Source organism: Phreatobacter sp. AB_2022a (assembly GCF_026847585.1).
GTDB lineage: Bacteria > Pseudomonadota > Alphaproteobacteria > Rhizobiales > Phreatobacteraceae > Phreatobacter.
Genome location: NZ_JAPSET010000006.1, coordinates 123,020 through 146,220, shown reverse-complemented (window position 1 = coordinate 146,220; position 23,201 = coordinate 123,020). Strand labels below are relative to the sequence as shown.

At 69.0% G+C, this 23,201-nt stretch carries 20 protein-coding genes and 1 tRNA gene; 17 read left to right on the top strand and 4 right to left on the bottom strand.

The genetic code is table 11. The annotated features are described in order from the left end of the window. Positions 1-60 precede the first annotated feature (60 nt). From OZ671_RS06635 to OZ671_RS06585, 11 genes are all read left to right on the top strand, one after another. Positions 61-942, top strand: a complete 882-nt coding sequence (locus OZ671_RS06635; protein WP_268860005.1) for a branched-chain amino acid ABC transporter permease — start codon at positions 61-63, stop codon at positions 940-942. Further along, positions 939-1,940, top strand: coding sequence for a branched-chain amino acid ABC transporter permease (locus tag OZ671_RS06630; protein WP_268860004.1), 1,002 nt, complete (start codon positions 939-941; stop codon positions 1,938-1,940). The genes OZ671_RS06635 and OZ671_RS06630 overlap by 4 nt, the downstream gene beginning before the upstream one ends. Next, positions 1,940-2,683, top strand: a complete 744-nt coding sequence (locus tag OZ671_RS06625) for an ABC transporter ATP-binding protein (protein WP_268860003.1) — start codon at positions 1,940-1,942, stop codon at positions 2,681-2,683. The genes OZ671_RS06630 and OZ671_RS06625 overlap by 1 nt, the downstream gene beginning before the upstream one ends. A gap of 83 nt (positions 2,684-2,766) precedes the next feature. After that, positions 2,767-3,468, top strand: coding sequence for an ABC transporter ATP-binding protein (locus OZ671_RS06620; RefSeq protein ID WP_268860045.1), 702 nt, complete (start codon positions 2,767-2,769; stop codon positions 3,466-3,468). Positions 3,469-3,470: 2 nt separating this feature from the next. Further along, positions 3,471-4,889 carry an MmgE/PrpD family protein gene (locus tag OZ671_RS06615; RefSeq protein WP_268860002.1) on the top strand — a complete coding sequence of 473 codons (1,419 nt, stop codon included), beginning with the start codon at positions 3,471-3,473 and terminating at the stop codon, positions 4,887-4,889. Next, a complete protein-coding gene (locus OZ671_RS06610) occupies positions 4,886-5,770 on the top strand; it encodes an isocitrate lyase/PEP mutase family protein (protein ID WP_268860001.1) in 885 nt (294 codons plus the stop codon). The genes OZ671_RS06615 and OZ671_RS06610 overlap by 4 nt, the downstream gene beginning before the upstream one ends. Further along, positions 5,767-7,449, top strand: a complete 1,683-nt coding sequence (locus tag OZ671_RS06605; RefSeq protein ID WP_268860000.1) for a hydantoinase B/oxoprolinase family protein — start codon at positions 5,767-5,769, stop codon at positions 7,447-7,449. The genes OZ671_RS06610 and OZ671_RS06605 overlap by 4 nt, the downstream gene beginning before the upstream one ends. Continuing rightward, positions 7,446-9,500 carry a hydantoinase/oxoprolinase family protein gene (locus OZ671_RS06600; protein ID WP_268859999.1) on the top strand — a complete coding sequence of 685 codons (2,055 nt, stop codon included), beginning with the start codon at positions 7,446-7,448 and terminating at the stop codon, positions 9,498-9,500. The genes OZ671_RS06605 and OZ671_RS06600 overlap by 4 nt, the downstream gene beginning before the upstream one ends. Continuing rightward, entirely contained in the window at positions 9,497-10,093 is a 597-nt protein-coding gene (locus tag OZ671_RS06595) for a cysteine hydrolase family protein (RefSeq protein WP_268859998.1), read from the top strand. The genes OZ671_RS06600 and OZ671_RS06595 overlap by 4 nt, the downstream gene beginning before the upstream one ends. 15 nt (positions 10,094-10,108) lie before the next feature. Continuing rightward, positions 10,109-11,512 (top strand): FAD-dependent oxidoreductase, encoded by a 1,404-nt coding sequence (locus tag OZ671_RS06590; RefSeq protein ID WP_268859997.1) that lies wholly within the window; start codon positions 10,109-10,111, stop codon positions 11,510-11,512. Continuing rightward, a complete protein-coding gene (locus OZ671_RS06585) occupies positions 11,502-13,421 on the top strand; it encodes an aminopeptidase P family protein (protein WP_268859996.1) in 1,920 nt (639 codons plus the stop codon). Before OZ671_RS06590 ends, OZ671_RS06585 begins: the two co-directional genes overlap by 11 nt. An 84-nt stretch (positions 13,422-13,505) precedes the next feature. Here OZ671_RS06585 and OZ671_RS06580 read toward each other — a convergent pair whose 3' ends face one another. The 3 genes from OZ671_RS06580 to OZ671_RS06570 all read right to left on the bottom strand — a co-directional run bounded on the left by OZ671_RS06580 (position 13,506) and on the right by OZ671_RS06570 (position 17,528). Next, on the bottom strand, positions 13,506-14,807 hold the full coding sequence (locus tag OZ671_RS06580) for an amidase (protein WP_268859995.1): 1,302 nt from the start codon (positions 14,805-14,807) through the stop codon (positions 13,506-13,508). Positions 14,808-14,917: 110 nt separating this feature from the next. Then, positions 14,918-16,201: an ArgE/DapE family deacylase gene (locus tag OZ671_RS06575; RefSeq protein WP_268859994.1), complete on the bottom strand. Its 1,284-nt coding sequence runs from the start codon at positions 16,199-16,201 to the stop codon at positions 14,918-14,920. 43 nt (positions 16,202-16,244) lie between these two features. Beyond that, entirely contained in the window at positions 16,245-17,528 is a 1,284-nt protein-coding gene (locus OZ671_RS06570; protein WP_268859993.1) for an ArgE/DapE family deacylase, read from the bottom strand. A 190-nt stretch (positions 17,529-17,718) separates the two neighbouring features. On the opposite strand from OZ671_RS06570, the gene OZ671_RS06565 reads away from it, so the two are divergent. The 6 genes from OZ671_RS06565 to OZ671_RS06540 all read left to right on the top strand — a co-directional run bounded on the left by OZ671_RS06565 (position 17,719) and on the right by OZ671_RS06540 (position 22,822). After that, positions 17,719-18,744 (top strand): histone deacetylase family protein, encoded by a 1,026-nt coding sequence (locus OZ671_RS06565; protein WP_268859992.1) that lies wholly within the window; start codon positions 17,719-17,721, stop codon positions 18,742-18,744. Positions 18,745-18,803: 59 nt separating this feature from the next. Beyond that, complete coding sequence (locus OZ671_RS06560) at positions 18,804-19,493, top strand: glutathione S-transferase family protein (protein ID WP_268859991.1); 690 nt, start codon at positions 18,804-18,806, stop codon at positions 19,491-19,493. 76 nt (positions 19,494-19,569) lie between these two features. After that, complete coding sequence (locus tag OZ671_RS06555; RefSeq protein ID WP_268859990.1) at positions 19,570-20,067, top strand: DUF3016 domain-containing protein; 498 nt, start codon at positions 19,570-19,572, stop codon at positions 20,065-20,067. Positions 20,068-20,175: 108 nt separating this feature from the next. Continuing rightward, positions 20,176-20,406, top strand: a complete 231-nt coding sequence (locus OZ671_RS06550; RefSeq protein WP_268859989.1) for a hypothetical protein — start codon at positions 20,176-20,178, stop codon at positions 20,404-20,406. After that, a complete protein-coding gene (locus OZ671_RS06545; RefSeq protein ID WP_268859988.1) occupies positions 20,394-21,521 on the top strand; it encodes a transglycosylase domain-containing protein in 1,128 nt (375 codons plus the stop codon). The genes OZ671_RS06550 and OZ671_RS06545 overlap by 13 nt, the downstream gene beginning before the upstream one ends. 191 nt (positions 21,522-21,712) lie before the next feature. Beyond that, positions 21,713-22,822, top strand: a complete 1,110-nt coding sequence (locus OZ671_RS06540; RefSeq protein ID WP_268859987.1) for a calcium:proton antiporter — start codon at positions 21,713-21,715, stop codon at positions 22,820-22,822. Between the two features lie 171 nt (positions 22,823-22,993). Here the strand turns inward: OZ671_RS06540 and OZ671_RS06535 are convergent. Continuing rightward, a tRNA-Gln gene (locus tag OZ671_RS06535) sits at positions 22,994-23,067 on the bottom strand. Between the last annotated feature and the right edge of the window lie 134 nt (positions 23,068-23,201).

Here is a 23,201-nt window from a genome sequence, read left to right as displayed (position 1 = left end):
CCGGCTCGTCCCGGCCGGCACGAGCCTCTCGTTCCCGAAGCGAACCGCAGGGATCATCCGGTGCTGCCGTCCTATCCGCCCCAGATCGTGCTCGAAGCGCTGATCAACGGCCTCCTGACAGGCTCGGTCTATGCGCTGGTGGCGCTTGGCCTGACCCTGGTCTACGGCGTCCTGCACATCATCAATTTCGCCCATGGCGCGCTGCTGACGCTCGCCATGTTCGCCGTGCTGATGGTCCATCTCGGCTTCGGCCTCGATCCCTATCTGGCGATCGTCGTCCTGACGCCGCTGTTCTTCGGCCTCGGCTACGGCCTCCAGCGCTTCGTCATCGGGCCGGCGAGCCGCAACGACGACGGCTCGATCCTGCTCGTCACGCTGGGGCTCTCGATCATCCTGGAAAACGCGCTGCTGGCCATCTTCCGGTCCGATACCCGCGCGCTGACGCTCGACTATTCCTTCCAGGTGGTCGATGTCGGCTTCGCGCTGCTCTCCTTCACCCGGGTGGTCGGCTTCGGCGTGGCGATCCTGGTGGCGGGGCTGCTCTGGGCCGTGCTCGCGCTGACCGATACCGGCAAGGCGATCCGCGCGGTGGCCAAGGAGAAGCTCGGCGCCGCGCTCGTCGGCATCGACGTCCGCCACGTCTATGCGGTGACCTTCGGCCTCGGCACGGCCTGCATCGCGATCGCCGCCTGCCTGCTGATGCCCTCCTTCTACGTCAATCCGCGCGTCGGCAACGCCTTCGTGCTGGTCGCCTTCACGGTGGTCGTGCTCGGCGGCATGGGATCGATCCCCGGCGCGGTCATCGGCGGCCTGATCATCGGCGTCATCGAAAGCCTTTGCGGCCTCTATCTGGGCGAGAGCCTCGGCCAGATCGGCATCTTCGCCATCTTCATCCTGGTGCTCCTGCTGCGCCCGACCGGTCTGTTCGGAGCCAAGGCATGACCATCAGTGATTTCCGCCCCATCGTCGTCGCGGTCTTGGTGCTGGCCGCGCTGCCGCTTGCCGTGCCGCTGGCCGTCGCGGCGGGGCTCGCGGCCGGCGCGAACCTGCTGGTCAACCTGCTCGTCTTCGCCCTGATCATCACGCTTGCCGCGCAGGGCTGGAACATTGCCGGCGGCTATGGCGGACAGTTCTCCTTCGGCCATGCCGCCTTTTTCGGCACGGGCGCCTACGCCCAGGCGATCCTGCAGGTCCGTTTCGGCGTCAATCCATGGATCGCCCTGCCGCTGGCGATCGCGGCTGGCGGCCTCGTCGGCACGGTCATCGGCTCTCTCGCCTTCCGCGCGCGGCTGCGCGGCTCCTATTTCGCGCTCGTCACGCTCGCCTTCGCGGAAGTGTTCCGCATTCTCGCCAATGCGGCGCCGTTCACCGGTGGTGCCGCCGGGCTGCTGGTGCCGCTCGACGTCCGGTCGGCCAATTTCCAGTTCGCGACGCGCGAGAGCTTCTACTATCTGGCGCTCGCCCTGGTCGCGCTGGTCCTGGTGCTCAACAGGGCGATGGAGCTCTCCCGTTTCGGCGCCTATCTCGTCGCCGTGCGCGAGAACGAGGATGCCGCCCGCGCGCTCGGCGTCGACACGCTCAAGGTGAAGCTGAAGGCGATCGCCCTGTCGGCGGCGATCACCGCCACGGCGGGGGCGCTCTACACCCAGAAATTCCTCTATATCGACGCCAATATCGCCTATGGCTCGTGGATCTCGGTGGAAGCGCTGCTCGCCCCGATCATCGGCGGCATCGGCACACTGTTCGGTCCGCTGCTCGGCACGCTCACTCTGGTCGGCCTCGGCGAGCTCGCCAAGATCGGCATCCACGCCCTGTTCGGCTCGGCCGTCCCGGGCGTCGACCTCGTCGTCTACGGCATCCTCCTGATCCTGGCGATCGCCTTCGCGCCGCAGGGCGTCATGGGACTCGTCCGGCGTCTGTCCGCCACGGGGAGGGGCTGATGCTGCAGGTCGAAGGCGTCACCAAGCGGTTCGGCGGGCTCGTCGCGGTCAACGACGTGACGATGCATGTCGAGGCTGGCACGATCTCGGGGCTGATCGGCCCGAACGGCGCGGGCAAGACCACGCTGTTCACGTTGATTTCCGGCTTCGAGCCGCCGACCTCCGGCCGGATCCTGTTCGAGGGACGCGACATCACCGGCATGAAGCCCGAGGCGCTGGCGGCCATGGGCATCGCGCGCACCTTCCAGATCGTCCAGCCCTTCGCCGGCCTCAGCATTTGCGAGAACATCGCCGTCGGCGCCTATCTGCGCCACGGCCGGCGCGCCGAGGCTCTCGCGCGGGCCCGTGCCGTGGCGAGCGCGGTCGGGCTGTCGGCTGAGCTCGACAAGCCCGCCGCCTCGCTCACCGTCGCCGGCCGCAAGCGGCTGGAACTCGCGCGCGCGCTCGCCACGGAGCCGCGTCTGCTGCTGCTCGACGAGGTGCTGGCCGGCCTCAATCCTTCCGAGATCCGCGACATTCTCCCGGTCATCCGCGGCGTCTGCGCGTCCGGCGTCACCATCCTGATGATCGAGCATGTGATGCAGGCGGTGATGAGCCTTTGCGCCAGCGTGCACGTCATTGCCAATGGCCGCACGATCGCGGCCGGCACGCCGGCGAGCGTCGTCGGCGACCCCAAGGTGGTGGAGGCCTATCTCGGCCATGGCGCGGCGGAGCGCCTCAGCGCGGAGGCGGGCCATGGCTGAGGTCGTTGGGCTGGTCGGGAGATGGCATGCCGGCCATGGCGCGGCGGAGCGCCTCAGCGCGGAGGCGGGCCATGGCTGAGCCGCTGCTGACGGTCGAAGAGCTGCATGCCGGCTATGGCGGGACCGAGATCCTGCGCGGCCTGACCATGACGGTCGCACCGGGCGAGATCGTTGCGGTGCTCGGCTCCAACGGCGTCGGCAAGACGACGCTCAACAAGGTGCTGTCGGGCGTCTGCCCGGCGACATCCGGGTGCATCCGCTTCCTCGGCCAGGACATCACCCGCGCCTCGTCGCAGGCGATCGTCGAGCTCGGGCTCATCCATGTGCCGGAAGGCCGCAAGATCTTCCCGAACATGACCGTGCGGGAAAATCTCGAGCTCGGTTCCTACCGGCGCGGCAAGGCCAACAGGGCAGCCAATCTCGCCAAGGTCTTCGCCATCTTTCCACGGCTGGAGGAGCGGGCGCGCCAGCGCGCCGGCACCCTTTCGGGCGGCGAGCAGCAGATGCTGGCAATCGGCCGCGGCCTGATGGCCGAGCCGCGCCTGATCATTCTCGACGAGCCGTCGCTCGGCCTGTCGCCGCTGCTGGTCGAGGAGATGTTCGCGCTCGTGTCCAGGATCAATGCCGAAGGGCTCGCCGTGATGCTGGTCGAGCAGAACGTCGTCCAGTCGCTGGAACTGGCCGGCCGTGCGTTCATTCTCGAAAACGGGACCTTCGCCCTGCAGGGCAGCGCGAAGGATCTCGCTGCCGATCCCGCGCTGAGACGCGCCTATCTGGGGCTCTGACCATGCCGATCGTAACCGAGGGAGTGAAGACCGCCACCGAGCTCGCCGCCGAGCCGCGAGCGGACTGGCTCGCCGCCTGGGGCCGCTTTGCCGCCAACCTGACCTTCCACGACCTGCCCGGGCCGGTGGTGGCGCGGACGCGACAGGTGATCCTGGACAGTATCGGCGCGATCGTCGCGGGCATGGCCGAGCCGGAAATGCAGGCCCTGGCGCTCCGGCTCGAGGCGCTGGACGGGCCGGGGGCCTCGCCCGTCATCGGTGGTGCCCAGCGCCTGTCGGCTTCGAACGCCGCCTTTCTCGCCGGCGTCGCCGGCACCATGCTGGAGCTCGACGAAGGCAATCAATATGCCCGCGGCCATCCCGGCATCCATGTCGTGCCGGCCGCGCTCGTCGCCGCGGCCCGCATGGGCTGCTCGGGCGAGGACCTGATCACGGCGGTCGTGCTCGGTTACGAGATCGGCGCCCGCATCGGCATCGCCTCGAAACTCAATGTCGCCATGCATCCGCACGGCACCTGGGGCACGGTCGGCGCGGCGGTCGCCATTGCGCGGCTCGCCGAGGCCGACGCCGAGACGATGGTCGAAGCCATCAATGTCGCGTCCTCGCTCGGCCTGACCACCAGCCGCAAGACCATGCTGGAGGGCGCGACCATCCGAAACAGCTATGCCGGCTTCTCCAACAAGATCGGCCTGATGGCCTGGGAGCTGGTGACCGCCGGCTTCGGCGGCGAGCGCGACGGCGTCGCCAGCGTCTACGGCACGATCGCCGCGACCGGTTTCGATCCGGCCGCGATGACCGAAGCGCTCGGTGAGCGCTACGAGATCGCGCGCAACTATTTCAAGCGCCATGCCGCCTGCCGTTACACCCATGCCGCGCTCGACGCGCTCGGCACGATCGTCGCCGAGGCCGGCGGCCGGATCGATCCGAAGGCCGTGCTCGGCATCGACGTCTCGACCTATGTCTGGGCGGCGCAGCTCGACGATCCCGAGCCGAAAACCATGCTGGCGGCAAAATTCTCGCTGCCCTTCGCGCTGGCGACGACACTCGTCCACGGCAGCGCCTCGATCGACGCCTTCCGCGATGCGGCGCGTGCCGACCGCACCGTGCTGGCGCTGGCAAGCCGGGTGCGCGTCGACGAGGATCCTGCGCTCACCGCCATGCTGCCGGCGGCCCGGCCGGCCCGGGTGACGCTGCGGCTCGCCGACGGGCGCATCCTGACGGCCATGGCCACCACCAACAAGGGTGACACCGAGGATCCCTATCCGCCGGCCGAGGTCGAGGCGAAATTCGTCGAGATCACCGCGCCGGTCTGGGGCGAGGCGCGCGCCCGGCGGGTGATTGCCGCGGTGGCGGCGCTCGATGCCGAGAACGACCCACAAAGACTGACGACGCTCATACACATGCCGGGAGGAGCTTCATGAACAATACGCCCCAGATTCTGCGCGCGCGGCTGCAGCGGCGCCCTGTTCTGGTTGCTCCCGGCGTGATCGATCCGCTGACCGCGGTGCTCGCGGTCAATGCGGGCTTCGAGGCGCTCTACCTGACCGGCGCCGGCATCGCCTATTCGCGCCTCGGCATGGCCGATGTCGGGCTCACCACCATGACCGAGGTCACCGAGGTGGTCGCCCGCATCGCCGACAAGGTCGACGTGCCCCTGATCGTCGACGGCGATACCGGCTTCGGCAATGCCATCACCGTCCAGCGCACCATCCGTTTCTTCGAGCGGGCCGGGGCGGCGGCCATCCAGATCGAGGATCAGACCTTCCCCAAGCGCTGCGGTCATCTGCGCGGCAAGGACGTCGTGCCGACCGAGGAGATGGTCGGCAAGATCAAGGCCGCGGTCGATGCACGCATCAACGACATCGTGGTCATCGGGCGCACCGATGCCGGCGCCGTCGAAGGCTTCGAACGGGCCTTCGAACGCGCCGAGCGCTATATCGAGGCCGGCGCCGACGTCATCTTCGTCGAGGCGCCGCGGACCAATGCGGAGCTTGCCGCGGTGCCGACGGCGCTCGGCGGCAAGCGCCCGCTGATGGCCAATATGGTCGAGGGCGGACGGACGCCGATGACGCCGGTCGCCGAGCTCGAGGCCATGGGCTACGACCTCGTCGTCTTCTCGGCCGGCGTCGTGCGCGCCATGGCGAAGACCGCGCGGAGCTTCTACGATACGCTGATGGCCGACGGCACCTCGGACGCGATCCGCGACCAGATGTATTCCTTCGACGAGCTTGCCGATATCGTCGGCACCAGCGAACTTCTGGAGCAGGGGCGCAAATACGACTCCGACGGAGGCGGCGCGTGACGGCACTCGACCCGGTCACCCTCGCGGTCCTGAAGGGCCGCCTCGAGCAGATCGCCGACGAGATGGATGCGACGCTGTATCGCTCGGCGTTCAATCCGATCATCGCGGAAGCGCGCGACGCCTGTCACGGGCTCTATCACCGCGACACGGGCGAGACGCTGGTGCAGGGCACCAAGGGCCTGCCGATCTTCGTCGGCGCCATGGCCTTCGCGGTGAAGGCCGTCATCGACAAGACCAGGGCGCAGGGCGGGCCTGAGCCGGGCGACACCTTCATCTTCAACGACCAATATGCCGGCGGCACCCATCTCAACGATTTCCGCCTGGTGCGCCCGATCTTCCGGGACGGTCGGCTGTTCTGCTGGCTGGCATCCGCCGGCCACTGGCTCGACATTGGCGGCAATGTGCCCGGTGGCTACAATCCGGTCGCGACTGAGAGCTTCCAGGAAGGCGTGCTGATCCCGGTTGTGCGGCTCATCGCCAAGGGTGAGCTGCGCCAGGACATCGTCGACATCCTCGCGGCCAATTCGCGCCTGCCGAACTCCAACTGGGGCGATCTCAACGGCCAGATCAACGCTCTCGATCTCGGCGAGAAGCGGCTGGCGGGGCTTCTCGACGACTACGGCGAGGGGGTCGTCGAAGCCGCCTTCACGGCCTTTTCGGATCGCGCCGAGGCACTGATGCGCGAGGCGATCGCGGCCTTGCCCGACGGCCGCTACGCCTTCGAGGACTATCTCGACAATGACGGCATCACCGACGAGAAGCTGACCGTCGCGTTGGACCTGACCGTTTCGGGCGATCGGATGACGCTCGATTTTTCGCGCTCGTCGCCGCCCTGCCAGGGCCCGATCAACATTTCGACCGCGACGACGGTCGCCGCCTGCTATGTCGCGCTGAAGCACGTCTTCACCGACGTGCCGGCCAATGCCGGCTGCCTCCGGCCGATCGATTTCGTCATTCCGGACACGACGCTGCTCGGCGCGCGTGCGCCCAAGCCGATGGCCGGCTATACCGAGACCATTCTGCGCCTCATCGGCGTGGTCTTCGGCGCGCTGGCCAAGGCCGTGCCGGAGCGCGCGACCGCCGGCCCCTTCGGCACCATCAATGCGCTGTCCATCGCCGGCCACCGCGCCGACGGTTCGCGCTGGGTGATGTTTTCGTTTTTCGGCGGGGGTCTAGGCGGCAACCCGGAAAGCGACGGCCTCAGCCATGCCAACAATCCGATCTCGACCGCCACCATTCCGCCGGTGGAGATCCTCGAGGCAGCCTATCCGGTCATGTTCACCCAATGGGCGCTGCGGCCGGATTCGGCCGGGGCGGGCGAGCATCGCGGCGGGCTCGGCGCGATCTACGAGATCGAGCTGCTCGATCCGCGCGGCGCCGAGGTCTTCCTGCTCGGTGAGCGTGGCCGCTACGCGCCCTTCGGCGTCAATGGCGGCGGCAGCGCCGCGCTCAACCGGTTCGCCTGGAGCGACAAGTCCGGCTGGCACGAGCCGCCGATGGCCTCCAAGGTGACGGGGGTCAAGCTCGCGCCCGGCCATCGCGTCAGGCTCGAGACGCCCGGCGGCGGCGGTTTCGGCGATCCGGCCAAGCGCACGCCGCAGGCCATCGCCCGCGATGTCATCTTCGAATATGTGACGCCCGATCATCTCGAAACGAATTACGTCATAGGCCTCGCATGAGCGGCTCTCCCCTGGTCGGCGTCGATGTCGGCGGCACCTTCACCGACCTCTTCTTCATGGACGAGGCGGCCGGCACGTTCAGCACGGCCAAGGTGCCGTCGAACCGCGGCGACGAGGCGGTCGGCTTTCTGGCCGGCCTGAAGGCCGGCGGCGCCATCGACCGCCTCGGCTCGATCGTGCACGGCACGACGGTCGGCACCAATGCGCTGCTCGAGCGCAAGGGCGCGCGGGTCGGCATCATCACCACGCCCGGCTTCCGCGACGCGCTGGAGATGCGCCGGCGCGACCGGCGCAACACCTGGGGGCTGTGGGGCGATTTCTCGCCCGTGGTCGATCGCGACGTGCGGGTCGAGGTGCGCGAGCGCACGCTCGCCGACGGTACGATCCGTGACGCCGTCGATCCCGAGGAGGTGCGTGCCGCGGCGGAGGCGCTCCTTGCCAAGGGCGTGACGGCGCTCGCCATCGTCTTCATCAACGCCTATGCCAATCCGGCCAACGAACGGGCCGCCGCCGAGGCCGCCCGCGCGGTCTGGCCGAACGACCACGTCTCGGTCTCCTCCGAGATCCTGCCGGAGATCCGCGAGTTCGAGCGGGCCTCGACGACGGCGCTCAACGCCTATCTGCAGCCGGTGGTCGGCTCCTATCTCGCCAAGCTCGAGGAGGCCCTGGCGGCCGAGCGCTTCGGCGGGCCGTTCCACATCGTCCAGTCCAATGGCGGCGTGATGTCGACGGCGACCGCCCGCCGGCTGCCGGTGCGGACGGCCCTGTCGGGGCCCGCCGCCGGCGTCATCGCCGCCGCGGCGATCGCCGAGGCCGCCGGCTATCCCGACGTCATCACGGGCGATCTCGGCGGCACCTCGTTCGACGTATCGCTGATATCGGGCGGCACGGCGGCGCTCGCCGCCCAGACCACGATCGATTTCGGCCTCGTCATCCGCAACCCGATGATCGAGATCACCACGATCGGCGCCGGCGGCGGCTCGATCGCCCATGTCGACAAGGGCGGGCTGCTGGAGGTCGGGCCGGAAAGCGCCGGCTCGCGGCCGGGGCCGGTCGCCTATGGCCAGGGCGGCGAGCGGCCGACGCTGACCGACGCCAATATCGTGCTCGGCCGGATCAATGCCGAGCGGCCGATCGGCGGCGCCCTGCAGCGCCTCGACGTCGAGGCCGCGGCGGAGGCTATCCGCCGCCATGTCGGTGCGCCGCTCGGCCTCGACGCGCAGGCAGCGGCCGAGGCGATCATCCGGGTCGCCGACGCGCGCATGGCCGGGGCGATCCGTCTCGTCTCCATCGAGCGCGGCCATGATCCCGCGAAATTCGCGCTGGTGCCGTTCGGCGGCGGCGGCGCGCTGCACGCCGGCGCCCTCATTGCCGATATCGGCCTGAAGGCGGCCCTCGTGCCCCGCTTTCCGGGCGTCACCTCGGCCATGGGCTGTGTCATCGCCGATATCAGGCATGACCAGGTGCAGACCCTCAACGTGACCCTGGACGGCCTCGATGCCGAGGCGCTCGACCGCCGCATGGCGGCGGAAGGCGCCGCGGCCCATGCGGTCGTCGCCGGGGCGGGCCTTGCCGTTGCGCGCATCGATGTCGGCTTCGAATTGGACATGCACTATCTCGGCCAGACCCACACGGTCGCCGTGCCGTTGCCGGTGACGCTGACGGACGGGCGCACCGGCGTGACCGCCGCGATCGTCCGCGAAGCTTTCGAAAAGGCCTATTCGCGCGCCTTCTCGCGCCTGCTGCCGGGGCTCGGCGTCCGGATCGTCAATCTGCGCACGTCGGCCATCGGCCGCCGGCCGCGGGTGGATCTCGGCGCGCTGGCGCCGGGTGCGGGGGCCTCGCTGGAGGCGGCAAGGCGGGGCGAGCGCAAGGTCTGGTTCGGCGGCTGGCGCGACACCTCGGTCTGGTCGCGGCTCGACCTGCCGGTGGGCGCAATCATCGACGGGCCGGCCATTCTCGAACAGCCCGATGCCACGACTGTCATTCCCCCGGGCCAGCGCGGCCGGGTCGACACGCTCGGCAATCTCATCATGGAGCGGGGCCGATGACACTCGCGAGCACTGCCCTCCTTCTCTGCGATCTGCAGAACGATTTCCTGGATCCGAAGGGGGCCTACGGGCGGGCGGGACAGACGGCCGCCGAGATCGCGGCGCTGCCGGCGCGCCTCGCGCCGCTCGCCGCGCAGCTGCGCCGCCGCGGCGCTTTCGTCGTCTCGACCCATTTCACCCTGGTGCCCGGCAAGGGCGGGGAGCCCTTCATCTCGCCGCATCTGAAGAAGCTGCGGCCATTTCTTGCCAAGGGCGACTTCCTCCCGGGTGCCTGGGGGCACGATCTCGTCGACACCCTGCAGCCGGCCGACATCAAGGTCGAGAAGGTGGCCTTCTCGGCCTTCTACATGTCCCGGCTCGAATGGGTGCTGCGCAAGGCCGGCATCCAGCATCTCCTGGTCGCCGGCATCGTCACCAACGGCGGTGTCGCCTCGACCGTGCGCGACGCGCATGTGCGCGACTTCGAGGTGACCGTCATCGAGGACGGCTGCGCGGCCTTCTCGCCCAGGGTGCACGAGGAGGCGATCGCCGGATTGCGCCCGGTCGCCCATATCGCGACGGTCGCCGAGCTCATGACCGAACGCGGCGCCTGAGCCGGGAGGCGGGTCATGTCGCATGTTCGCTTCGACGAGGAAGCTTTCGATACCACCGTGCCGGTCGCGATCGTCGGCGCCGGCGCGGCCGGGCTCTGCGCGGCGCTGGCGGCCGCCGAGGCCGGCATCGAGCCGGTCGTGTTCGAACGTGATGCGGTGCCGCAGGGCTCGACGGCCCTCTCGGCGGGTCTGATCCCCGCGCCGGCGACCGATGCCCAGCGAGCGGCCGGCATTGACGACACGGTCGAGCGGTTCGCCGCAGATATCCAGGCCAAGGCGCATGGCGAGGCCGATCCGGTCGTTCTGGACCTGGTGGCGCGCGGCGCCGGCCCGGCCATCGACTGGCTGACCCGGCGCCACGGCCTCGCCTTCACCGTCGTCGCCGATTTCTCCTATCCCGGCCACAGCGCCCGCCGCATGCACGGCCTCGCCTCGCGGTCGGGAGCGGAACTGATCGACCGGCTGCGCGCGGCGGCGGAAAATGCGGGGATCGGCATCGTCACCGAGGCCCATGTGACGGCGCTGATCGCCGGTGCCGACGGGCGGGTGCGCGGCCTCGAGGTCAGGCGCCCCGACGGTTCGGCCGAGCGGATCGGTGCTGAGGCGGTGATCCTCGCCTGCAACGGCTATGGCGGCAACAAGGCGATGGTCGCCACCCATATTCCCGATCTCGCCGCGGCGCTCTATTTCGGCCATGCCGGCAATCAGGGCGACGCCGTCCTTTGGGGCACGGCGCTCGGCGCGGGTCTCAAGCATATGACCGGTCATCAGGGGCACGGCTCGGTCGCCCACCCGCACGGCATCCTGATCTCCTGGGCGGTGATCATGGAAGGCGGCTTCCAGGTCAATGCCGCGGGCCGGCGGTTCTGGAACGAGGCGCAGGGCTATTCTGAGGCCGGGATCGCCGTGCTCCGCCAGCCCGGCGGGATCGCCTGGGACGTGTTCGACGAGCGCATTGCCGGCATAGCGCGGCAGTTCGAGGACTTCCGCCGGGCCGAGGCGGCCGGCGCCATCGTCTGCGCCGCGACGCCTGCGGCGCTCGCTGATGCGATGAAGATGCCGCGGGATGTGTTTGATGCGACTCTCGAAACTGCGGCAGGTCACGCGCGCGCCGGCGGGACGGACGGCTTCGGCCGCGACTGGTCGGGGCTCGTCCCGCTCACGCCGCCCTATCGGGCGGTGCGGGTGACCGGCGCGCTGTTCCACACCCAGGGTGGGCTGATGGTCGACCGTCAGACGCGCGTCTGCCGGACCGACGGTTCGAGCCTGCCCAATCTTTTCGCGGCGGGTGGCGCGGCGGTGGGGGTGTCAGGACCGGATTCGTCGGGTTATCTTTCCGGCAATGGCCTCGTTACCGCCGTCGTCCTCGGGCGCCTGGCGGGAAGCGAGGCGGCCAAGCAGGTCCTACATGGCATTTGATCCCGAAGGGCTTCGCCCGATCCTCGCCCGCGTCAAGGCGACGCCGGCAAGCCCGCATCCCGACGAATGGATGGCCGCGGCCTGTCCGCATGCCTCGGTCGAACAGCGCTTCCAGCTGAGGGCGATGCTGGCGGAGACGCCGGAGCCGGCTTTCGAGCGTGATTCGAGCCGCATTCCCGCCCTCCAGAAGCTGCTTGCCAAGCTGAAGCTCGCGGCACTGCTGGTGCCACGTTCCGACGAGCATCAGGGCGAATATATCGTCGCCCGCGCCGAGCGGCTGCGCTGGCTGACCGGTTTCAGCGGGTCGGCCGGCTTCGCCGTGGTGTTGCGCAAGGCGGCGGCGCTCTTCGTCGACGGCCGCTATACCCTGCAGGCGCCGGCGGAAACCGATGCCGCGGTGATCGAGTGCCGCCATTTCCGCAAGCCGCCGGCGATCGAATGGCTGCCGGCCAAGCTGCGCAAGGGCGATCGTGTCGGCTACGACCCGCGCATCACCGCGCTCAGCGAGGCGGAGCGCTGGCGCGCCGCCCTCGCCAAGGTCGGGGCCGAGCTCGTCGCGCTCGACGCCAATCCGATCGACCAGATCTGGATCGACCAGCCCGGCGACCCGTTCGCTTCGGTCCACAGCCAGCCGCTGGCCTTCGCCGGGGAGGCGAGCGAAGACAAGCGCAAGCGGCTCGGCGCCGAGATCGCTGCGCGCGGCGCGGCGGCGACGGTGCTGAATCAGCTCGATTCGATCGCCTGGATCCTCAATGTGCGCGGCGGCGACACGCCGTCGACGCCGCTGGTGCAGAGCTTCCTCGTGCTTGCCGCCGACGGCCACGCCACCTGGTTCGTCGACCGGCAGAAGCTGACGGCCGGGCTCGTCCAGCAGCTCGGCAATACCGTGACGATCCGGCCGATCGAGGCCTTTGCCGAAGGCCTCGCCGACCTTGCCGGGAAAACCGTTTCGATCGAGCCGGACACCGCCACCGCCTGGATCGAGGCGCGGCTCGCCGCGGCCGGCGCGACGGTCGTCCGCGGGGCCGACCCGACCGTTCTGCCCAAGGCGCGCAAGAATGCCGCCGAGCTTGCCGGCACCCGCAAGGCTCACGCACGCGACGGCGCTGCCATGGTGCGTTTCCTGACCTGGTTCGATGCCGAGGCGCTGGGCCTCAGCGAATTGCAGGTCATGGCGAAGCTGGAGGAGATCCGCGGCGAGGATCCGATGTATCGCGGGTCGAGCTTCACCACCATTGCCGGCTGCGGACCGAACGGCGCGATCGTCCACTACCGGGCCAGCGAACAGACCGCCCGGCCGGTGGAGACGGGCACTTTCTTCCTGCTCGATTCCGGCGGTCAATATGCCGACGGCACCACCGACATCACCCGCACCATTCCGGTCGGCCGCGTGCCGCGCGAATTGAAGCGGCATTTCACCCTGGTGCTGAAAGGCCATATCGCGGTGGCCACGGCGCGTTTTCCAAAGGGGACCGGCGGGGTTGCGATCGATGCTTTCGCCCGCCGCAATCTCTGGGCCCACGGGCTCGACTTCGATCACGGCACGGGCCATGGCGTCGGCAGCTATCTCGGCGTTCACGAAGGGCCGGCACGCTTGTCGCCGCTCAGCCAGGTACCGCTCGAACCGGGCATGATCCTGTCCAACGAGCCGGGCTATTACAAGACCGGCTCGCACGGCATCCGCATCGAAAACCTGCTGGTCGTGCGCGAGGCCTCCTTCGAGGGCTTTCTCGACTTCGAGGCGATCACCTTCTGTCCGATCGACCGGCGGGCCATCGAGGTCGGCCTGCTCGACCCGGCGGAGCGCGCCTGGATCGATGCCTATCACGCCCGCGTCCTGAAGGTCCTGGCGAAGCAGCTCGACGGCGCAGCTCTCGCCTGGCTGAAACGGATGACCAAGCCGCTCTGATGCCCGTGCGGGCAGGATCGCGCGCCCGCGCCCGGGCTGCTTTGCGGCGCGCCGATGGGCCGCGCGCCGCGCGATCCTCTGCTCTCAGCCCTGCAACAGGGGCTCGACCGCAGCGGCCATGCGCAGCAGCCGCCGGTCCTGGCCGGCGAGCGCCGTCATCATGAAGCCGATCGGCAGGCCCTTGCCCTGGTGGCAGGGCAGGGAGACGCCGCAGAAATCGAAGATGTTGCCCACCGTCGTGTTGCGCAGGACGAGGCCGTTGGCGGTCCAGAACTGGTCGTCCGAGGCGATCAGGTCGAAGATCTTCGGCGCGCGGATCGGCGTCGTCGGCAGGATCAGGGCGTCGATATCGGCGAGCCTGTCACGCATGCGCAGGACGAGCTCGGCCCGCTTGGCGAGGAGCCGGATATAGTCCGAGGCCGCAGCCTTGGCGCCGAGGCGGACGCGCGCGAGCACGCGCGGATCGAAATCGCGGGCGCGCTCCTCCAGCCATTCGGCATGGACGGCCGAGGCCTCGATCGCCACCAGCGGCGCCTTGGCCATGGCGTCGGCGAGCTCCTGCAGCAGGTCCTCGATGGAAATGTCGCTGACCTGCGCGCCGGCCTTGGTCAGCTTCGCCACCGATGCCTCGAAGGCTTTCTCGACCTCCGGCTCGGTCTGGCCGAACAGGCGGCCGCGCGGAATGGCGAGCCGCAGGCCGGCCAGCGGCGCCGGCTCCAGCGTCCAGGCGTCATCGCCGGCCAGCACCATGTCGGCGGCCGCGCAGTCGGCGACCGTGGTGGCCAGCGGGCCGATCGAATCGAGCGTAGGGGACAGCGGGAAGGCGCCGGCCTTCGGCACGCGCCGCTCGGTCGGCTTGAACCCGACGCAGCCGTTGAGCGCGGCCGGAATGCGGATCGAGCCGCCGGTGTCCGAGCCGAGGCCCATCCGGGCCGTGCCCTCGGCGACCGAGACGCCGGCGCCGGAAGACGAGCCGCCCGGAACGCGGCTCTTGTCGGCGGCATTGCCGGGCGTGCCGAAATGCGGGTTGATGCCGATGCCGGAGAAGGCGAACTCGCTCATATTGGTCTTGCCGACGATGACCGCGCCGCCCCGCCTCAGGCGCGCGACGGCGGGCGCGTCGGCCGTCGCCGCGGGACGGTTGCGCAGGATCGCCGATCCGGCCGTGGTCGTTTCGCCGGCCACGTCGAACAGGTCCTTGATCGAGACGATCCAGCCGTCGACGGGGGAGAGCGACACGCCGGCCCTGGCGCGGGCATCGGCCGCGTCGGCCTCGGCGCGCGCGCGCTCGGCATAGACCTTGGTGTAGGTGACGCGGCCGTCCGAATTTGGTGCGTCGATCCGGGCGAGCGAAGCTTCGAGAGCGTCACGGACGGGCGTAGTCATCGGGGATTCTCCATGGGGGCGTCGGACTGTCGGGGACCACTCCCCATAGGTCAAGACGGCTCGGAGCAAACCGATCCGAGCCGAACTTGTTCCGGGTCATCCCTGGCCGGTCAGATCGGCTCGACGCCGCACCATTCGGCGACGAACAGGGCCATGGTTCCGGTCGAGCGCTTGAGGCTGGCGATCGAGAAGCGCTCGTCGAAACCGTGAGCCAGCTCACAATAGGGGCCGTAGTTGAGCGTCGGGATCTTGTCGAACAGCGCATAGACGCGGCCGTCGAGATAGGCCGGCAGCACTGTTTCGGTCAGCGGCGCGCCGGTGGAGCGCAGATGTGCCCGGCCGAGCACCGCCTCGGCCTCGGAGCCGGGCTCCAGCACGTAGCCTTCGGTGGTGAAGCCGTTCCAGGTGATGCGCGGCGGGTTGTTGGCGAGGAACCGGTCCTCGCGCGTCGCCTTGGCGACGGTCTCCTCGATCGCGCGCATCATTGCCTCGGGCTTCTCGCCCGGGAACAGCGCGATGCGGCAGTCGAAGCTGCACCAGGCCGGCACCGAGGAGGCCCAGTCGCCGCCCTTGATCTTGCCGATATTGAGGTTGATCGGGTGCGGCGTGTTGGCGAACAGCGGGTATTCCGACGTCTTCGTGTTCCAGAAGGCTTCGAGCTCGCGCAATTTGCGGATGATGCCGTAGGCGGCCTCGATGGCATTCTGGCCGTTGCCGGCCTCGCGCACATGCACCGGCAGGCCGGCCACGTCCACCTTGAACCAGACGACGCCGACATTGGCGCGCGTCAGCGTCTCGCCCGACGGTTCGGGAATGATCGCCGCTTCGCCCTTGTAGCCCCGCAGATGACATTGCAGGGCACCGTTGCCGGTCGATTCTTCCTCGACCACCGACTGCACCGTGACGGTTGCCGCCGGCTGCAGGCCGATGCGCCGGAGCGCGTCGAAGACCGCGAACATCGAGGCATGGCCCGCCTTCATGTCACCGGCGCCGCGGCCGTAGAACCAGTCGCCGTCGATGCGTGGTTCGAACGGCGGGCTGGTCCACATCGCGGTCGGCCCCTCCGGCACGACGTCGATATGGCCCTGCATGATCAGGCTGCGGCCGGTCTCCTGCTTCGGCCTGTGGATGCCGACGACGATCGGGGCTTTCGAATGCTCGGGCGCGAAGGGCGAGCCGCCGGGATGGCGCTTGATCGCCTCCTCGTCCATGTCGAAGCGGTCCATCGCCCAGCCGCGCGACTTCATCTGGCGGAACACGAAATCCTGTACCGCGTTCTCCTCGCCGCGCCGCGAGGGAAAGCGCACCAGCGCCTTGGTCAGTTCGATCTGGTCGGCGAAATTGTCGTCGACCGCCTTGAGGATCTGGTCGGCGAGAACGGGATCGAGGGGCATGGAAGGCTCCGGACGGATGCTGCAGGAGGGCGGGTAGTGGTGTTCAGATCGGCTCGACGCCGCACCATTCGGCGACGAACAGGGCCATCGTGCGGGTCACGCGGCGCATGCTGGCGACCGAAAAGCGCTCGTCGAAGCCGTGGATGTTTTCCGAGATCGGCCCGTAACAGAGCGCCGGCACCTGATCGTAGAGCGCGTAGACGCGGGTATCGAGATAGGCCGGCGTCACCATGGTCTCGAGCGGCTTGCCTGTCGCCGCCTCATGCGCCCGGCCCAGGGTCGCCTCGGCCTCCGAGCCCGGCTCCAGGACGTAGCCTTCGGTGGTGAAGCCGTTCCAGACGACGCGCGGCGGATTGTTGGACAGGAAGCGGTCGTTGCGCGAGGCGGCCTGGATGGTCGCCTCCACCGCGCGCTGCATGGCCTCCGGCCGCTCGCCCGGATAGATGGCGATGCGGCAGTCGAAGCTGCACCAGGCCGGAACCGAGGAGGCCCAGTCGCCGCCCTCGATCTTGCCGATATTCAGGTTGATCGGGTGCGGGTCGTCGGCGAACAGGGCGTGCTCGCCCTTCTTCGCGTTCCAGTCGGCCTCGAGGCCGCGCAGGGCGGCGATCAACCCGAAGGCGGCCTCGATGGCGTTCTGGCCCGAGCCAGCATGGCTGACGTGTACCGGCAGCCCGGCCACCTCGACGCGGAACCAGAGGACGCCGGCATTGGCGCGGATGAGCTTTTCCTCCTCCGGCTCCGGGATCAGCACGGCATCGGCGCGGTAGCCGCGCAGGTGGCACTGCAGCGCGCCGTTGCCGGTCGCTTCCTCCTCCACGACCGACTGGACGGTGACGGTCGAGGCCGGCTGCAGGCCGATCGTCTTCAGGGCGTCGAACACGGCGAACATGGCGGCATGGCCGGCCTTCATGTCGGCGCCGCCGCGACCGTAAAACCAGTCGCCTTCGATATGCGGCTCGAAGGCAGGCCGCGTCCACATGGAGGCGGGGCCCGGCGGCACGACGTCGACATGGCTCTGCAGGATCAGGCTGCGGCCGGTCTCCTGCTTCGGCCGGTGGATGCCGACGACGATGGGCGCCTTCGAATGCTCCGGCGCGAAGGGCGAGCCGCCGGGGTGGCGACCGATCGCGGCCTCGTCCATGGCGAAGCGGTCGATGACCCAGCCGCGCTGCTCCATCTGTCCCTGCACGAAATCCTGGCAGGGGCCTTCCGCGCCGCGCTGCGAGGCAAAGCGGACGAGATCGGCAGTCAGCGCCATCTGGCGGTCGAAATTGTCGTCCACCGCCTTCAGGATTTTCGCGGCCAGGGCAGCATCAAGTGACATGTCAGAACTCCGATCCCGGCTCAGCCTAGCGACCGGGGCGGTGGGGACAAGCGCCTGATATGCAGCCTTGCTGCGCATGCCGGCTCTTGCAGCCCGGCTTTGGAGCGTGTTTGGTCGCGGCCTGATGATCACGCGAATTCGGATTCCAGTGGCAACTGGTATCTCAGGACAGCGCCGGGACAACACCGTCATGAAAGCCGCCTTCTCCGATCTGCACCGTGGCCACGATCCGAAGCGTTTCGTCCTGCGCGGCAAATTCGCGCCGGGCGAGGAGCGGCCCGAGCGCGCCGACCGCCTGGCGGCGGGCCTCCAGGCGGGCCGCCACAGCCTTCATCCGGCGGAGAGCTTCGGCCAGGGGCCGCGCCTCGGCGTCCATTCGGTCGACTATCTGCGCTTCCTGGAAGAGGCGGCGGAAGAATGGAAACTCCTCGCCGACGCCTCCGACGAGGTGCTCGGCAATGTCCATCCGGTGCGCCGCGGCGGCACGCTCCCGACCTCGCTGACCGGCCGGGCCGGCTGGTACATGCAGGACATGGCCTGCGGCATCGGGCCCGGGACCTGGGCCGCGGCGGCCGCGGCCACCGACGTCGCCATCACTGCCGCCGAATTCGTCATCGAGGGCGAGCGCGCCGCCTATGCGCTGTGCCGCCCGCCCGGCCACCATGCCTACCGGGATGCGGCCGGCGGCCACTGCTTCATCAACAATACCGCCGTCGCCGCGCAATATCTCAGGTCCGTCCACGACCGGGTGGCGGTGCTCGACATCGACATCCATCATGGCAACGGCACGCAGGACATCTTCTACGACCGGCCCGACGTGCTCACCGTTTCGGTCCATGCCGATCCGAACCGCTTCTATCCCTTCTTCTGGGGCCATGCGCATGAGCGCGGGGCAGGGGCGGGCGAAGGCTTCAACCTCAACTTGCCGATCCCGCATGGCGCCGACGACGCGGCCTATGTCGCGGCGATCGAGCAGTCGGCGCGCACCATCGCCGCCTTCGATCCCGGCGTGCTGGTCATCGCACTCGGCCTCGACGCCTCGGCCGACGATCCTTTCGGCGGCGCGAAGGTGACGGCGGGCGGCTTCCGCGCGGCCGGCGCGGCCATTGCGCGCATGGGCCTGCCGACGCTGTTCGTGCAGGAAGGGGGCTATCTCTCCGACAATCTCGGGCCCAACCTGACCGCCGTGCTCGGCGGCTTCGAGGCGACGGCCTGACCGGCGCCTGCGGCGGAGCCGGACATGGCAAGGCATCGGGACCCGAAGGGAGGCGGCCCATGACGCGCATGCGGCTTTATTCCGGACCGCTCAGCATGTTCGGAGCCAAGGCCGAGATCGCCGCGCGCGAGAAGGCGCTCGCGTTCGATCTCGTCATGGTGCCCTTCGACATGGACCGGCTCTACGAGCCCAAACATGCCGAGGTGCTGCGCATCAATCCGAAGCGCCAGGTGCCGGTGCTGGTCGACGGCGACCTCGAAATCTTCGATTCGACACAGATCTTCGAATATTTCGAGCACTTGCGGCCGGAGCCCGCGCTGTGGCCGGCGGCGCCGGCCGCGAGAGCTCGCGCCCGCCTTCTCGAGCACATGTCGGACGAGGTCTATTTCCCCGCCATCATCAGACTGATGGGCCTGCAGGGGCGGCTCGACGAGGAGCCAGCGCAGACCGCCCTCGCCAGTGCGGCCAGCTTTTATGGGGACATGGAGGCAAGGATCGCCGACCGGCCGTTCCTCGCAGGCGCCTATTCCTTCGCCGACATCGCCTTCTTCATGGCGCAGCTCTTCGGCGAGCGCATGGGCGCCCGCCTCACGGACGACCAGCCGAAGCTCGTCGCCTGGCGCGCGCGCATGCTGGAGCGGCCTGCGGTGCGCGCCGTCGTCGGCCCGATGGTGGCCTATCTCGTTTCGGTCGGCCGGCGCGTTCCGCCTCATCTGGCGTCGCTCGCGCCGCAGACATCGACGCGCTGACAGGCCGCCGGCTTGGCGCCCGCCCCGGGGCCGGCCTAGACTTTGTGAACGCGCAACGCACAGGACAGGTCGGGCCATGACACGACGTCATTTTGCCGGAGCGGTTCTGGCCCTCCTCCTCGCGCCGGTTGTTGCCAAGGCCGGGGTGGTCGTTCAATTCGTCGGGCCGGACCGCTTCGCCGACCAGGATTTCCGCAGGCCCGTCCGGCGCGAGGCCTTGATGCGCGAGCTGGAGCTCCATCTCAAGGCGCTCGGCGAGCGCTATCTGCCGCCGCAGCAGACCTTGACGCTCGAGATCACCGATCTCGATCTCGCCGGCCGCTACGAGCCCTTCAGCACCGGCTTCAACGAAGTCCGGGTGATGCGCGACATCACGCCGCCCCGGGTCAAGCTCAGCTATCGCCTGACCGAGGGCGGCAGGACGATCGCCGCCGGCAGCGAAACCATTTCCGACCTCAACTATCTCTCCAATATCCGCGCGCGCAACGCATCGGGCCCGCTGCCCTACGAGAAGGCCATGCTCGACGACTGGTTCCGCCGGCGTTTCGGCCAGGGCCGGCCGGCCCGCGGCTGAGCCGGGCGCCTTAATGTTCCCATAATTGGGAACAAATTTCCCCTGATGCGGATTGTCGGTCTGTCCCTCATCCACGATGCGATCCGGGCGCAGCCGCCGGCGGCGCCATTGCTGTCGGCGTTCCACGCCCTGGTCGGGGCGGCGCGCTGGACGGGCCCCGCGGATATTGCCGCGGCGCTGCCGGCGAGCCGTCGCGACGCCGCAGGGCGCTGGCATCTCACGCTCGGCAAGCCGGCGCTCGTGCTGGTCTGGCGGGTCAACTTCGCCGCTGGCCTTGTCGTGCTCGACGCGATCGGCCCGGCTTCGACTGATGCGGAGGCTGAATCATGGAGCCGTTGAAACCGATCCGTTCCGCCGAGGACCACCGGCGGGCGCTGGACGCGATCCGCGCCGCGATCGAGGCTGAGCCGGGATCGGCTGAAGCCGACCGGCTGGAGGTGCTGGCGATCCTGGTCGCAGACTACGAGCGGCGCAGCGCCGCCATTCCGCCGGCCGATCCCGTGGCCGTGCTGGAACTCGCCATGCAGGCGCAGGGCCGCTCGCAACGCGACCTCGCGGCCGTGCTCGGGTCACGCTCGCGCGCCTCGGAGGTGCTCGGACGGCGGCGCATGCTGTCGGCGGCGATGGCGGAACGGCTTGCGGCCGCCTGGTCGATCCCGCTCGACCTCCTGAGCCGGCCCTACGCGGTTGCCGGCGGGCGCATGGCGCGCTGGACCCGCCGCACCGCCGCGGCTGGCGCCATGGTGCTCATCGCCTTCGGGATGGGTGGCGGCGCGCTCGTCGCGATCCACGGCCAGGACCTGCCGGAAGTCGGCCAGCTCGCAACCTACCGCCCGCAGACAGTGCTGCGCCGCGACGCTTCCGGCCGGCTGCTCGAGCGGCGCGACTTCGTCCCGCTCGACATGATTCCGGCCCATGTCGTGAAGGCTTTCCTTGCGGCCGAGGACCGGCGCTTCTTCGATCACGGCGGCACCAGCCTGCCGGCGATTGCCCGGGCGGCCGTCCGCAACATCGTCAACCGGGGCGAGGATCCCGAAGGCGGCTCCACGATCACCCAGCAGGTGGCGAAGAACCTGCTGCTGGCGGCCGAGCCACGCTCGCTCGGCCGCAAGGTGCGCGAGGCGATCCTCGCCGGCCGGATCGAGGCGGCTCTGTCCAAGGAGCGAATCCTCGAGATCTATCTGAACCAGATCTATTTCGGCGGCGCGGCCTATGGCGTCGCGGCCGCCGCCGATACCTATTTCGGCAAGCCGCTCGCCGCGCTCAGCGTTGCCGAAGCCGCTTCGCTCGCCGCACTGCCGAAGGCGCCGAATCTCTATCGCATCGATCTCGCCGACAATGCCGGGCGGGCGAGGGCCCGGCGAGACTGGGTGCTCGGCCGGATGGCGAGCGACGGCATGATCACCGAGACCGCGGCTGTGCTCGCCAGGGCCGAGCCGCTGCGCCAGCCCTGAAGGGCAGGGCGGCTGATTGAGTGGAATGTCCTGCGGGCAAATCGGTTTGCCGGCTTGACAGGACCATCTGGACGCGCGGCCCGGCAGATTTCAAGATCGGAATGCGGCCGCCCGGGCCGTCAGCTTTCGTCAAGCCGCCCTTTTTCATCGTTCATTCGTCATCCGTCATTCGCAGCCGAGGTTCGCCCGTCATGCCGATCGTCATTCTCCGCCTCGTCGTCGCATGGGCCAGCGTCGCCGCGTTTTTTGTTCTCGGCGATGCGCTGCTCGGAGGCCTCGACCAGTGGGTCGTCGCGCTCGCCGTCTTCGCCTGGCTGCTGGCCGTGATCATGTGGGCCGCCTTCGGCGTCGTCCACGAGGCGGAGATCCTGGCCCATCGGCTGGGCGAGCCCTACGGCACGCTGATTCTCACATTGGCCATCGTGATCATCGAGGTCGCCCTGATCTCGGCGGTGATGCTGGGCGCCAAGGGCGCCCCGACGCTCGGGCGCGACACCATGTTCGCGGTCCTGATGATCGTGCTCAACGGGGTGGTCGGCGTCGGGCTGCTGATCGGAGGAATGAAGCATTTCTCCCAGCGCTACAGCCTGAAGGGCGCCTCGTCCTATCTTGCCATCATCATTCCGCTCTCGGTCATTCCGCTCATCCTGCCGAATTTCACGACCTCCACGAATGACGGCACCCTGACCTCCTTCCAGGCGATCAGCTTCTCCATCTTCATGATTGCCCTCTACGGCGCCTTCCTGCTGCTGCAGACCGGCCGGCACGCCGAATTCTATCGCGAGCCGCCTTCGGACGACCCGCAGGCGGCGCCGGCGGAAGCCGGCCACGACCATGGTGATGCCGGGGGCCCGCTCGCCAAGCCGGTCCTCTTTCTCCTGCTCAACATTCTGCCGATCGTCCTGCTCGCCAAAAGCCTCGCCAAGGTGCTCGATTTCGGCATTGCCCGCCTCGGCGCCCCGCCGGCGCTCGGCGGCATCCTGATCGCCATGGTGGTGTTCACGCCCGAATGCATCACCGCGCTCAGGGCCATCACGGCGAACCAGTTGCAGCGGGCGATCAATCTCTGCCTCGGCGCTGCGGCCTCGACGCTTGGCCTCACGGTGCCGGCCGTGCTCGCCATCGGTGTCCTGACCGGCCAGAACGTCGTGCTCGGCCTGTCGCCGACCAACATGATCCTGCTGGCGATGACGCTGGTCCTGTCGACGCTTACCTTCACGGGCACCCGGACGACCATGCTCGAGGGCGCGGTGCACCTCGGTGTGTTCTTCGTGTTCCTGGTGCTGGTGTTCAGCCCATGAGGTCTCGGGCGCCCTGACCGGACAGTTCCGTCCGGTGCCGCTGGTTCACCGCGGTGCGGGGCGACGATGTGCGGCCGACATCCGGCCCGGACATCGCCTGCGCGCCCGCCGCCGTCGTCCGTTCCGAGCCAAAAAAGCCCGCCAGATCCTTGATCGGGCGGGCTTTTTGGATGGCTGGGGGACCTGGATTCGAACCAAGACTAACGGAGTCAGAGTCCGCTGTTCTACCATTAAACTATCCCCCACCAGGGGCGCCCCGAAGCGCTGCCTCGGTGCGAGGCGCGGTGATAGTCGATTGCCGGACGGAGTTCAAGGCCCTGGCGCAGGAGAATGACGGCCAAATTGCAGCCATGTGTGCAAAGCTTGCGACGACCGTCCC